At 74.3% G+C, this 13421-nt stretch carries 10 protein-coding genes; all 10 read left to right on the forward strand.

Translation table 11 applies throughout. The features are described from left to right. The first annotated feature begins 7 nt into the window (after nt 1-7). The 10 genes from ABZZ20_RS00705 to ABZZ20_RS00750 all read left to right on the forward strand — a co-directional run bounded on the left by ABZZ20_RS00705 (nt 8) and on the right by ABZZ20_RS00750 (nt 13394). On the forward strand, nt 8-307 hold the full coding sequence (locus ABZZ20_RS00705) for an acyl carrier protein (protein WP_356865250.1): 300 nt from the start codon (nt 8-10) through the stop codon (nt 305-307). Further along, the gene (locus tag ABZZ20_RS00710; protein ID WP_356865252.1) at nt 304-4689 is read left to right on the forward strand and encodes an amino acid adenylation domain-containing protein; all 4386 of its coding nucleotides are present in this window, start codon (nt 304-306) and stop codon (nt 4687-4689) included. The genes ABZZ20_RS00705 and ABZZ20_RS00710 overlap by 4 nt, the downstream gene beginning before the upstream one ends. Nucleotides 4690-4942: 253 nt before the next feature. Then, nucleotides 4943-6265: a hypothetical protein gene (locus tag ABZZ20_RS00715; RefSeq protein WP_356865254.1), complete on the forward strand. Its 1323-nt coding sequence runs from the start codon at nt 4943-4945 to the stop codon at nt 6263-6265. A gap of 32 nt (nt 6266-6297) precedes the next feature. Then, nucleotides 6298-7368 carry an SAM-dependent methyltransferase gene (locus ABZZ20_RS00720; RefSeq protein ID WP_356865256.1) on the forward strand — a complete coding sequence of 357 codons (1071 nt, stop codon included), beginning with the start codon at nt 6298-6300 and terminating at the stop codon, nt 7366-7368. Beyond that, entirely contained in the window at nt 7368-8747 is a 1380-nt protein-coding gene (locus ABZZ20_RS00725) for an MFS transporter (RefSeq protein WP_356865258.1), read from the forward strand. Before ABZZ20_RS00720 ends, ABZZ20_RS00725 begins: the two co-directional genes overlap by 1 nt. Nucleotides 8748-9007: 260 nt before the next feature. Then, a complete protein-coding gene (locus ABZZ20_RS00730; RefSeq protein WP_356865260.1) occupies nt 9008-9748 on the forward strand; it encodes a GNAT family N-acetyltransferase in 741 nt (246 codons plus the stop codon). Nucleotides 9749-9809: 61 nt separating this feature from the next. Beyond that, the gene (locus ABZZ20_RS00735) at nt 9810-11093 is read left to right on the forward strand and encodes an ATP-grasp domain-containing protein (RefSeq protein WP_356865262.1); all 1284 of its coding nucleotides are present in this window, start codon (nt 9810-9812) and stop codon (nt 11091-11093) included. Between the two features lie 99 nt (nt 11094-11192). Then, the gene (locus ABZZ20_RS00740; protein ID WP_356865264.1) at nt 11193-11564 is read left to right on the forward strand and encodes a cupin domain-containing protein; all 372 of its coding nucleotides are present in this window, start codon (nt 11193-11195) and stop codon (nt 11562-11564) included. Continuing rightward, nucleotides 11561-12649 carry a histidinol-phosphate transaminase gene (locus tag ABZZ20_RS00745; protein WP_356865266.1) on the forward strand — a complete coding sequence of 363 codons (1089 nt, stop codon included), beginning with the start codon at nt 11561-11563 and terminating at the stop codon, nt 12647-12649. Before ABZZ20_RS00740 ends, ABZZ20_RS00745 begins: the two co-directional genes overlap by 4 nt. A gap of 55 nt (nt 12650-12704) precedes the next feature. Next, nucleotides 12705-13394 carry a GNAT family N-acetyltransferase gene (locus ABZZ20_RS00750; RefSeq protein ID WP_356865268.1) on the forward strand — a complete coding sequence of 230 codons (690 nt, stop codon included), beginning with the start codon at nt 12705-12707 and terminating at the stop codon, nt 13392-13394. The last annotated feature ends 27 nt before the right edge of the window (nt 13395-13421 follow it).

The following is a 13421-nucleotide window of genomic DNA, read 5'->3' on the forward strand; positions in this document are numbered from 1 at the left end:
AACCTCCATGACATCGACGCTTCCCCCCGACGGCACGACGGCGGAACTGGCAGCCCTGACGCGTACCGCCTGGGCCGAGGGCCTGGGCCACGACGAGTTCCACGACGACGAGAACTTCTTCGAGGTCGGCGGCCACTCCATGTGCGCCGTGCGGATCGTGCGCTCCCTGAAGACCCGGCTGGGCATACCCCTGAGCGTGCGCGACTTCTTCGCCCACCCGACCGTCGCCGGACTGGCCCTGTACCTCAGCGAGGTCGTCGCGACCGCCGGCGACGGCGGCCCGGTCCGCGCGGAGGCCGGAGCGTGACCGCCGCCTCCTCCGCCCAGCTGGAGATCTGGCTCGCCGACCGCTGCGAACCCGATGCCGGCCGCTACAACATCCCGTTCTCCCTTGAGTTCCGCGGCCGGCTCGACGAGCGGGCCCTGCGAGCGGCACTGGCCGACGTCCTGGTGCGCCACCCGGCGCCCGCCGGACGGTTCGACACGGAGAACGGCACGCTCCTGCACATCGCCGAGCCGGCCGCAACGGTCCCGCTGCACATCGCCGCGCGCCCCGGCCCGTACGACCGGGAGGCCGCGCTCGCCGATGCTTCCCGGGCCGCCGAGCGCCCCCTCGACCCGGGCACCGCGCCCCTGCTGCGCGCCGAGGTGCTGCGGCACGACGACGGCTCCCTCGTCACGCTGACGGTGCACCACATCGTCGCGGACGGCCGCTCCGTGGAGGTACTCGCCGAGGACCTGATCCAGGCCTACCGCAGCCGGGCCACCGGCGGCGACCCGGGCTTCGACGTGGTACCGGTACCTGTCCCGCGCCCGGCCGCCGCGGCACCCGACGCCTACTGGACGCAACTCCTCGACGGCGACCCCGCGCTGCTCGCCCCGCTGCCCGACCTGGTGCGCCCCGAGGACGGACTGCGCGGCCCGGCCGGCTGGACCGAGCGCCCCCTGACCGCGGAACGACTGGCGGCGCTGCGCTCCCTCGCCGCCCGTGAGGGCGTCAGCCCGGCCATGGTGCTGCTCGCCGTGTGGAGCCTCCTGCTGCACGCCTGGTCCGGCGAGGACGACGGCGTGCTCGGCATGCCGTTCGCCGGACGTGACGAGCCGGGCGCCGAGGACGCCGTCGGCCTGTTCACCCGCGTGCTGCCCGTCCGGACCGTGCACGAGGCGGCCCGCCCGTTCGGCGACTACGCCGCCGCCCTCGGCGAACAGGTCCTGGAGTCGATGGAGGCGCACGCCGAGGCCGGCGACCCGCCGCCCGGCTCCACCCCGCTCTACTCGGCGGTCTTCCTGCACCAGCCGCAGGCCTCCGCGTCCTGGCAGCTGCCGGACGCCGAGGTCCGGCTGCTGCACCCGAACACCGCCGTCGCCAAGTACGACCTGGCGTTCGCGGCCGTCGAGGCCCCGGACCGGCTCGTGCTGCGCATCGACCACGACCGGGCCCTCTACACGTCCGCCACGGCCGAGCTGATGGCGGAGCAGATCGACCGCATGCTGGAGGCCGCCGTACGGCCCGGCACCACCTGCCGCGACCTGCTGGCCTCGCTCGCCACCGTGCGGCCCCCGGCCGGGAACCCCGCGTCGAGCACTCCGGTCACCGCGGCCACCGTCCCGCAGCTCGTCCTGGAACAGGCGCGCCGGGACCCCGATGCGCTCGCCGTCGTCCACAACGGCGAACGGCTCACCTACGGCGAACTCGTGCGCGACGCCGCCCGGATGGCGCACTGGCTGCGCATCCAGGGCGTGCGCACGGACGACCTCGTGGCGCTGCTGCTGCGCCCGGGCCGGGACACGGTGACCACGATGCTCGCCGTCGGTCTGGCCGGTGCCGCCTACCTGCCGCTCGACCCCGCCTACCCGGACGCCCAGTTGCAGATGGTGGTCGCCGACGCAGGCCCCCGGCTGCTCCTCGCCGAGCCCGGCGAGGAGCACCGGGTGACGGGGCTGCCCGTGCACACCCCGCAGGCCCTCCGGCTCGGCTCCGCCGCGCTGCCGGTGTCCGCACCGGAGACCTCGGCCGGTCCGGACACGGCGTTCAACGTGCTCTACACGTCCGGGTCCACGGGCCGCCCCAAGGGCGTGGTGCTGCACCACGGCGGCGTGCTGCGGATGATGCACCGCCCCGAGTTCCTGCCGCTCGGCCCCGACGACACCGTCTCGCACCTTTCGCCGCTCAACTTCGACGGCGCCACGTACGAGATATGGGGCGCCCTCACACACGGCGCGGCCCTGGCCGTCCTCGACAAGGAGCTCGTCCTCAGTCCCCGAGAACTGCGCACAGCCGTCCGCGAGCTGGAGGTGACCACCCTGCTGGTCACCACACCGTTGCTGAACCGGCTGATCGAGGACGCGCCCGACCTGCTGCAGTCGCTGCGCCGCGTCTACTTCGGCGGCGAGATCATCTCCGTCCCCCACGTCCGCAAGGCACTGCGTTGGGCGCGACCGGGCACCCTGCTGCACAGCTACGGCCCCACCGAGAACTCCTTCACCTCGTCCTGGCACCCCATCGAGGAGGTCGTGGACGGCGCGCGCACCGTGCCGATCGGCCGCGCCGTGCCCGACACGCAGCTGTACGTGGTGCTCGAAGGCACCCTGACCCCCGCACCGCCGTACGTACCGGGCGAGCTGGTGCTCGGTGGCGCGGGCGTGGCCCGCGGCTACCTGGGCGATCCGCGGCGCACCGCGGAACGCTTCGTACCGGATCCCTTCGGTGACGAACCGGGCGCCCGGCTGTACCGCACCGGCGACCGGGTGCGCTGGGCCGCGGACGGGCAGTTGGAGTTCATCGGCCGCGCCGACAACCAGGTGAAGATCCGCAGTCAGCGCGTCGAGCTCGGCGAGGTCGAATCGGCGCTGCGGGCCCACCCGGAGGTGCGGGGCGCCTTCGTCACCACGCGGATCAACGGCCGCGCAGAGAAGGAGATCGTCGGCTACGCCGTCCTGGAACGCGCTGCCGCCCTCGATTCCGTACGGGCCCATCTGCGGCGCGCGCTACCGCAGTTCGCCGTGCCCTCGCACCTGCTGGTGCTCGACGAACTGCCGCTGACCCCGAACGGCAAGATCGACCGCAAGCGGCTGCCCGCCCCGCTGGACCCGGCTGCGGCGCCCGCCGCACCGGCCGCACCCGCGCCCCGTGCGGTGCACGAGAGCGATCCGACGGCCGACGGGGTGACCGCCGCGGTCCTGAAGGCCTGGCGGGAGGTGCTGCCCGGCCGCACCTTCGACCGGGAGACCAACTTCTTCGAAGCGGGCGGCCACTCGCTGCTCCTCGTCAAGCTCCAGGACGCGCTGCGCGCCGCCACCGGCACCGGCCCGACCGTGGCCGAGCTCATGCGGCACACCACTGTCCGCGCCCAGGCCCGACTCATCGGCGGCACGGCCGCCGACGCGGAGGAGACGTCCGCGGCACGCCCGCCCCGGGCAACGGTGCGGGAGGCGGCGGACGACGATCTGATCGCCGTGATCGGCATGGGCGCCCGGTTCGCCGGCGCACCCGACCTGGACGCCTTCTGGGACAACCTCGCGGCCGGCCGCGACTGTTTCAGCGAGGGCCCGGGCCCGCTGGTGACCGAACGGGAGGACGGCACCCGGCGCGTCGCCCGTTGGGGCATGCTCGCCGACGGCACCGGCTACGACGCCGGCCTGCTCGGCTTCACCGCCGAGGACGTCGCGGCGGGCGACCCCCAGCAGGGCGTCCTGCACGAGGTGTTGTGGGCGGCCGTCGAGGACGCTTCCCTGCGCCTGTCCGACATCGCCCACCGCACCAGTTTGTACGCAGGCTGCCCGCGCGTGCTCCGCACCGACGGCGAGGCCCGGGTCGACGACGTCGTCAACGCCGACCCGACGTTCGTCGCTTCCCGCTTCGCCTACCTGCACGACCTGTGGGGAGAGGCGCTCCTCCTCGACACGGCCTGTTCCACCGGCCTGTACGCCGTCCACCTGGCCTGCCGTGCGCTGCTGCGCGGCGAGAGCGACTACGCCCTGGCCGGCGCCGTGTCACTCGACGGCGAGTCCGACGGGTCGTACACCTTCCGCCCCGGCTTCCTGTACGCGGACGACGGCGTGTGCCGGCCGTTCGACCGGCGGGCCTCGGGCACCGTCGGCGGGTTCGGTGCGGGTGCGCTGCTGCTGCGCAGGCTCTCCGACGCGGAGCGGGACGGGGACCCGATCCACGCCGTGATCCGGGGCAGCGCCGTCAACAACGACGGACGGGCCCGCGTCGGCTACTCCGCGCCCGGCGTGGAGGGACAGGCCCGCGTCATCGGCCAGGCGCTCGCCGCGGCCGGCGTCACGGGCACCGACATCGGGTACGTGGAGGCGCACGGCACCGGCACGCGGCTCGGTGACGCGATCGAGGCGACGGCGCTCGGCGAGGCCCTGGGCACGACGGGCCCGGCCGTCGCGGTCGGCTCCGTGAAGGCGTCGATCGGCCACTGCAACACGGCCGCGGGCATCGCCGGCCTGATCAAGGCCGTCCTCGCCGTGCACCACGGCGTACTGCCCGGCACGCCGAACGTGAGCGACCCGATCGACGAACTGGCCGCGCTCCGTGGCCGGTTCGCCCTGCTGACCGAGAGCCGGGCGTGGGATTCCCCCGCGGGCCGGCCGCGTACGGCAGGTGTGAGCTCCTTCGGCGTCGGCGGTACGAACGCGCACGTGGTCGTCCAGGAACACGCGCGGGAGGGGGCGTGACCCCGACCGTGCCGCGCCCGACGCGGCTCCCGACCCGTCCCCGGCACGCCCTGTGGAACGCCGGCGGTGGCCACGCGAGGCCGGACAGTGCCCCCGGACGGGCCCCGGCCGCCGACCCGACTGCCGAACCGGTCGCCAACCCGGCTGCCGCCCCGGCCGCGCACGCGTCCACCACCACACACCTCCTCCGGCCCGCAGCAGCGGGCAGGGGCGCCATCCACACCCGTACACGGGAAAGGGCGTGAGTTCCATCATGAGCACGACATTCTTGGAGGGAGCCGGCGCGCCGCGCGTCCTCGCCGTGTCGGCCCGCGACGAAGACGCCGTGGCGGCCGTGTGCCAGCGGCTCGCGGAGCGACTGGAGGGCGATCCCGCGCTCGGGCCGGACGACGTGGCCGTCACGCTCGCGCACGGACGGGAGCGGTTCGCCGTGCGGCGCGCCGTCACCGGCAGGGACCGCGCCGAACTCGCCGCCGCCCTGCGCGAAGCGGCCCGGGACCCGCGACCGACCGAAGCCGCCGGAGCCCTGGTCCTCGACCTCGGCGACGGCTCCGCGGTCACGGACGGCACCCCGGACCTGCCGCAGGTGGCCGAGGCGGTCGCACAGGCCGAGGCCCTGCAGCTGCCCCCCGGCTCCGACCGGTCGGCCGCCCGCACCGCCGCCGTGCTCCACGGCACCGGCGTGTGGCTGGCGGCCCGCGGCCTGCGGCCCCTCGCGGTCCGCGGCCAGGGCCCCGGCGCAGCCGCCGCGGCAGCCCTCCACGGCGCCCTGACCCTGCCCGACGCGCTCCGTGCAGCTGCCGACCGCACCACCGTCCCGGCGGCCCCCGAACCCGGTCGATCCGTATCGGTCGTCCGCCTGACCGCCCCCCGCTCCGCCGCGCCGGACGCCCCCTCGGCGCTCCCCGGCGGCCTCGCCGGAACCGGACTGTGCCTCGACCCCCTGGACCCCCACTCCTACGCGCACCTGTTCGCCGCCCTGTGGGAGCGGGGCGTCGATGTCGACTGCTCGCTCGACCGCGGCGGACGACGCGTACGACTGCCCGGCTACCCGTTCCGGCGGTCCGGCGAGGTCACCGGACCGGTCAGCGGACTGCGACCGCTCACCCCGCACGAGCAGCGCTGGCTCTTCCACGACCTCGTGCGGCGCGGCAGCGCCGCCGAGCACACCCTGTGCGCAACGGCCGTACTGCCCGGCCCGCTGCCCGAGCCGCGGGCCGCCGAGACCGCGCTCGCCGCGCTACAGCAGCGCCATCCCGCGCTGCGCACCGTCTTCACCCAGCACGGTGGCCGCTGGTTCGCCCGCACCTCGCCGGCCCCCGCGCCGGTGACCCACCTCGGCCGGGACCAGCGAAACGAGGTGCTCGCTCAAGTGCGGGCCGCCACAGTCGAAGCGTCCTTCGCCGCGGCCGACGCCCCGCTGGTGCGCTGCGCGCTGGCTCCGACGGGGGACGGCTGGGCCGTAGCGCTCGCCGTGTACGCCCCGGTCGCCGGGTCCTCGTCGGCGGACGAACTGCTCGCCGAGTGGGTCGAGCTGGCCGGATCCTCCCTCCGACCGGCCGCCGCCACCCTCTGATCCACCCCTGCCCTACCCCCGAAAGGACCCCCATGACAGCCGTACAGGACCACCTCGCCGCCGCTGCGACGCCTGCCGACTGGGCCGGTGCCGCTCCCGCCCCGATGGGCGTCGACCAGGCGTTCAACGGCTACGTCGCCGGTACCGTCGTCAACGCGCTCGACCGGCTCGGCATCTGGGAACGGCTCGCCGCCAACCCGCTGCTCGACCTGCGCGCCGTCGCCGCCGAGGCCGGCCCCGCCGTCCGCGAGCGGGTGCTGCGCGAGATCGTCCGCGCCGCCGCCACCTGCGGCTGGCTCCGCCTCCAGGACGGCGGCGACACCGCGCTGCTGACCAGCGCGGGCCAGGAGATGCTCCGCATGCGCGGCTACTTCACCTGGGGCGTCGGCGGATACAACGAGGTGTTCGCGCAGGCCCACCGGATCGCCACCGGAGAGGCCGAGTTCGGTACGGACGTGCTGCGCGACGAGGCGATGGTGGCCCTCGGCTCCGGCCAGAACGACCGTTCCTTCATGGCCGGCACCCTCGACTCCGTCCTCGCCGACGTCGACTTCTCGGTCCTCGCCGACCTCGGCAGCGGCATTTCCGCCCGGGTTTCGCGGGTCGTCGGCGAGCGCCCCGGCACCCGCGGCCTGGGCCTCGACATCAGCGGCCCGGCCACCGAGCTCGGCCACCGCACCATCGCCGAAGCGGGTCTCGCCGACCGGGTCCAGGCGATCCAGACGGACGTGCTCGACGTGTGCCACCGCGCGGCGCACCGCGACCGGCTCGCCGAGGTCGACACGGTCATGAGCTTCTTCCTCCTGCACGACCTGCTGGCGAACCCCGAGACCCGCCCGCAGACGTTCACGCGGATGCGGGAGGCGTTCCCGGCAGCCCGCACGTTCGTCCTCGCCGACACGATGCTGCGTCCCCACTCCGAGGACTCGACGGCGCTGCCGGTCTTCTCCCTGGGCTACGAGCTCGCGCACGCGCTCATGGGCGTACCGCTGCACACCAAGGAGACGTACGAGGAGCTGTTCGCCGCGGCCGGTCTGGTGCCGCGCCGGGTCGTGCCGTTCGGCACCCCCCACTCGTGGCTGTACGTTCTGGAGGCGCACTGATGCCCAACCCCGTCGCGGTGCTGCGGGAGTTCTCCCCCCGCACCCGCACCGTCCTCGCCGTCAACGCGGTCAACTCGTTCGGCGGCGGTCTCGTGCTGCCGTTCCTGTGGATCTACTTGAACGACGTGCGCGGACTGCCCGCATGGGTGCCCGCCGTGACGCTCGCTGTGCAGGCGGCCACGGCGGTGGTCGGGGGACTTATGTGGGGTGCGGTGCTCGACCGCTTCCCGCCGCGTACCACGGTCCCGCTGGTGATGGCGGTGGCTGGCGTCGGCACTGCCCTGTACGCGCAGGCGACCGGAGCGCCGACCGCGCTGGCCGCCGCCGTCGTGTACGGCTTCGGGATCAGCGGGGTGGGCACGGTGCTGCGCTTCCTGTACGCGGGGGCCTCCTCCGCACGGGAACGGGGACTGGCCTACTCGGCGGACTACGCCGTGTTCAACGCGATGACCGGGCTCGGCGTACTCGTCGGCGGCGTCGTGGCCTCGCTGGACACGGGGTCGCGAGCAGCCCGTTTCGTCGCGCTGTACCTCGCGGACGGAGCGACGTTCCTGCTGGCCGGAGCCGCCCTGTTCTGGCTGCTGCCGAAGGCCGTCGGGGCGGACGGCAAGAACGACGGGAGCACGGAGGGCACGCCGCGGATCGGCTACCGCGACGTGCTGACCCAGCGGCACATCGGGGCCTTGCTGGCCGCCCTGGCCATGTGCTCGCTCGTCTCGTACGGGCAGTTCCGCTCCGGTCTGCCCGGCTATCTGACCCAGGGCGGTGCCCTCGGGCCGGAGGGCATCTCCGGTGCCTTCGCGGTCAACATCCTCGTTGCGGTGGGCGCGCAGTTCCTGCTGGCCGAACGCATCCAGACGATCCGCCGCAGCACGGTCCTCGCCGTCTCCGGCGCGGTGTGGGCCCTGGCCTGGGCGCTGGTCCTGGTCGCCGGCCTGCAGCGGGGCGGCGCCGCGCTCGGCCTCGCCCTGGCCGGAGTGGTGCTGCTGTCGGTGGGCGAAGCCCTGGTCTTCCCGGTGGTGACCTCCCTGCTGAACGACCTGGCAGCGGAACGGGTCCGGGGAAGGGTCAACGCCCTGCTGTCCGTGGCCATTTCGACCGGATCGGTCGCCGGGCCCGCGCTCGCCGGCGCGACGCTGCCCTGGGCCGACGGCCTCGGTCTGATGGTGGTCCTGCTGGGCGGCTGTCTCGCCGTCGTGGCAGTGGCCGTACGGTTGCGCACGACCCTCACCGCGCAGGCGGACCTGCCCGCGCCGGAGGAGGACCCCACCGCCAGCGCCGACGCATGCGCCGCAGCGGAGCCCGACGCGGAGACGGCAGGTCCGGATGCCGGGACCGCGCAGCCGACCGCGCCCGAGCCCGTGAAGGCGGCGGCTTAGAGCGCGGCCCACGGATCGGGCCGGATCTGCGGGCGCCCGGGCGCCCCGGGCGCCGCGAGTGCGGCAAGGCCGTACGACCGGCCCCGGCCCCGGCTGCCCGGGGCCCGGCCCGGCCGCCGCACCCCCCGACCCGTCGAAGCACCACCCACCGGCCGTGGCCGGGCCGCCGCGGTGCCGCCCGTCGAGCGCACCGTGTCCACCGGCCGCGCGCCCGCGTGATCCGAACACCGAACTCCCTTGTCTCCGAGGTGCCGTACACCATGAAGAACTGGCCGCTCACCGGAATCAGCGTCCGCACGTCCCGCATCGAACTGCGCTGGCCCACGCCTGCGGATCTCGACGCGCTCGCGGACCGGGCCGTCGAGGGGGTGCACGCTCCCGGGTTCATGCCGTTCTTCTCACAGTGGACCGACGGCAGCCCCGAGGAGGTCGCGCGCCGCGTGCTGCAGCGCCACTGGAACGCCATGGCCTCCTGGTCGCCGGAGGACTGGACGCTCTACCTGGTCGTCGTGCACGACGGCGAGGTCATCGGTTCGCAGAGCCTGGGTGCGCGGGACTTCGGCGTCACCCGGGAGGTGCTGCTGACGTCCTGGCTGGCCCTGAGCCGGCAGGGCGAGGGCCTGGGCGGACACGCCCGGGCCGCCGCGCTGGAACTGGCGTTCACCGGGCTGGGCGCCGAGCAGGCCTTCTCCGTGGTGCGCCGCGGCAACGACGCCTCACAGGGCGTGTGCCGCAAGTTCGGCTTCGAGCACGACGGCAGCCAGATCAACGCGGTCCGCGGCGAGCAGGTGGTCAGCGACCGGTTCCGGCTCGGCCGCGAGCGCTGGTCGGCTCACCGTGCCGTCGAGGCAGAGGTGTCGGGTACGGAGTCCGCGCTGCCGCTGTTCGGAATCGGGACCGTGGCCGCCGGCCGGGGCGGCGCCACCCTCCCGTCCACTCCTTTGGCGAGCGTGCTGTCCGGCGTGCGGTACGCCGCGGAGTCCGACCAGCCCACGCCGTAGCGCCTACGGAAGCGGGCCCGGGAAGGAGCCCGCTTCCGTGCCCGAAGAAAGGAAGTCCCCCATGCCCGAGCATCCCGTCATCGTCGTCGTGTACGACACGGGCTCCGCATCCCTCATCGACATCGTCGACGGCCTGGAGCCGCTCGGCACGCCGCTGCTGGCGCTGTGGCCGTCCGACCACACCGAAGACGTCGGACCGCTGGCAGAGGAGCTGGCACCCGTCGTCCGGCTGGACGCACGGGACCTCGATGCGTCGGCCGCCCTGCTCCGTCCGTTCTCCCCGGACGCCGTCCTGACGTTCAGCGAGTCGAAACAGGCCGTGACCGCCGAGCTCGCCGAGCGACTGGGTCTGCCGTACCACACCCCGGCCACGGTGGAGCTGCTGCGCGACAAGTTCGCCCAGCGCCGGCGGCTGCGCGAACGAGGCGTCGACTCGGTGCGCTCGTACCTGCTGCACCGGCCGCAGGAGTGGGCGCAGGCCGTCGCCGCCGTGGGCCTGCCGGCCGTGCTCAAGCCGTCGAGCGGCGAGGGCAGCCGCAGCACCCACCTGGTGGAGGACGCGGGGGAGGGCGCCGAGTTGGTGGAGCGCCTGCTGTCGGGGGAACGGGCGGAGACGTCCCTGGTGCTGGAGGAGTACCTGCGCGGGCGGGACTGCGGCCGCTTCGGCGACTACATCTCGGTGGAGTCCGCAGTGACCGACGGGCGGATCTCGCACTGGGCGGTCACCGGCAAGTTCCCGCTGGCGCCGCCGTTCCGTGAGGTCGGCAACCTACGGCCGGCCCCCCTGCCGGACTCCGAGCGGACCGAGGCCCTGGACCTGGTGTCGGCCGCCCTGGAAGCGCTGGGGGTCACCACCGGGGTCACCCACACCGAACTGAAGCTCACCCCGGACGGTCCGCGGATCATCGAGGTGAACGGACGGCTGGGCGGCTGGCAGACCCAGTTGGCCCGGCTGGGCGGCGGGATGCCCGCCGTCGAACGCGCGGGGCGGGTCGCGCTCGGCGAGGACGTCTCGCGCGTCCGGGCCGACGAGGACCAGGTGGTCTTCGTCCGGTTCGTACCCGCGCCGCCCGACGGCGGCACGTACGTCTCCATGCGGGGGCTGCGGGCCGCGCAGGCCCTGGAGGGCGTGGCGAACGTCGTCATTCCGTTCTCCCCCGGCGCGCTGCTCCCCGCCGGGGTGCACTCCAGCGAACTGGCCTGGGTGGAGGGCGTGGTGCCGGACCACGACACGATGTTCAAGCTTGTGGACCGCGCCCTGGCCACCCTGTCCTTCACGGTGGAGGGCCCGGACGGGGAATTGCGCACCGTGACCGACGTCCCGGGGGCCGTACCGGCCTGCTGACGTCGCGCCCCGGCCGGTTCCGTGCTCCAGCGCCGCTCGAGCGGGATCGTCCAGGCTCAGCCCATCGAGAGGACCATAGCTGGAAAGGGAGTGGCCCTAGTGGCAACCGCCGAGATCCGCACCGACGTACCGAAGTTCCTGCCGGTCGCCGGCCACCACGAGCCCGCCCCCTTCTACCTGACGGCGGACATGTTCGGCGGTGTGCCGGTGCAGCTGGCGGGCGGCCCCATCGACCACCTGGTGGGCCGTCCCGTCGCCGACCCGCACCGGCACGAGGTCGCCGAGATCTACTTCCTCGTATCGCCCCACCCGGGCGGCGCCCGCATCGAGGTGACCGTCGACGGGGAGACGCACGAGCTGTCCTCGCCGGCGCTGCTGCACGTGCCGGCCGGGGCCGAGCACCGTTTCCTCACCCTGGAGGCGGAGCCAGGCAGTTACTGCTTCGGCGTGCTGCTGGGGGACGCCGCGTGACGACCGCCGCGATCGGTGCCGGCCCCGCCCGGCTGCACCTGAGTGAGAACCCGTACGGATCGAGCCCGTGGGCGCTGAAGGCCGCCCGCGAGGCCCTCGCACCCACGGCCCAGTACCCGGACCCGGCCCGCAAGGACGCCCTGGAGGCCATCGCCGAATGGGCCCGCGTCGACCGGGCGCAGGTCGCCGTCGCGAACGGCAGCGACGAGCTGGTCCTGTTGAGCGCACTTGCGCTCGGTGACCGAGACCGCCCCGGCGTCACCACCGCAGGGACGTTCCCCGGTTACCGGATCTGTCTGACGGCGGTGGGCCGCGGGTGCGAGGAGATCCCCCTCGACGGCATCCACACCGACGTCGAGGCCGTCGCGGCGGCGATGGACCGGGCGGGCGTCGTCTACCTGTGCCACCCGCACAACCCGAGCGGGGCGGTGCTCGACCGGGGTCGTTTCGACCGGCTGGTCGAGCAGGCCGCGGTCACGGGCACGCCGCTGGTGATCGACGAGGCCTACCTGGAATTCGCCCCGGCCGGCACCCCGCAGGTGCGCGACTACCTCGGAAGCGGCGCCCCGCTGCTGTCGCTGCGGACCTTCTCCAAGGCGTACGGTCTCGCCGCGCTCCGCATCGGCTACGCCGTGGGCAGCGCCGACCTCGTCGCCGAGCTGCGCGCGGTCCAGGACACCATGCCCTTCAGCGTCAACGCCGTCGCCCAGGCCGCGGCCGTCGCGGCGCTCGCCGACCAGGACCACCTGGAGGACGTGCACCGCCGCAACGCGCTGCGACGGGAATGGTTCCAGGGCGAACTCCTGCTGCGCGGGCGGCAGTCGCTGCCCTCCGCGACCAACTTCGTGGCCGTCCCCGTGGCCGACTCGGCGACCGCCGAGCGGCTACTGGCCGAGGAGTACGGCATCCTCGTGCGCGACGCGGGCCGGTTCGGGTTCGCCGGCCACCTGCGCGTCTCCCTCGGCTCCGAGGACGACCTCGTACGGCTCCTCGACGCCCTCGACGAGATCGACCCGGCCGCCGCCCTCCCCGAGGACGCCCGGCCGCTCCGGACCGCACCCGCCGGGGCCCCTTCCGTCTGCTGATCACAGCCGACCGCCGTCGCCCAACCGCGCGGCACCGCTCTACCAGGAGAACTCCGTGACGCACGCTGTCATCATCAACCCCCGTCAGCAGTACGCCGTGTGGCCCAGCGGGAACGATCTGCCCGCAGGATGGCGGACGATCGGCTGGACCGGCACCGAGCAGGCGTGCCTGGACCGGATCGCCGAGCTGTGGACGGACGGCCGCCCCGCCCCCGTGCGCGAGGCCGCCGCCGAGGACGCCGCCCGGCCCGCCCTGCAACTGCTGGCGACCGACCGGCTGTGGCTGCGTGAGGTGCTGCCCGCGGAGGCGCGGCAGATCACGGCCGGCGAGCCGGCCGGTCTCGACTGGCTGGGGGGCGCGCCCAGCGCCGAGACGCAGATCGCGGCGAAGATGCTCGTCCGGGCCGCCGACGCGGGACTGCACCAGTACGGCTGGGGCATGTACCTGCTGGTGCGGGCCCAGGACGCCCGGGTCGTCGGCGCGATGGGGTTCCACGGGCCGCCGTCCGACGGCTCGGCGGAGATCGGGTTCGACCTCGCCGAGCAGGCCAGGGGCCAGGGGTACGCCACGGAGGCGCTCGGTGAACTGGCCGCGTGGACGCTGCGGCAGTCCGGGGTCGACACGGTCGTCGCCACGACCACCGAGGACAACACCGCCTCGCAGCGCGTCATGGAACGGGCCGGCTTCACGCTCCTACCGGAACGCGATGCCGAAGACCTGCTCGTCTACCGCCTAACCCACTGACCGGCGATCCGCCGAGGAACCGAGGAA

Origin of the sequence: Streptomyces sp. NPDC006430, from assembly GCF_040612395.1 — a bacterium.
GTDB lineage: Bacteria > Actinomycetota > Actinomycetes > Streptomycetales > Streptomycetaceae > Streptomyces.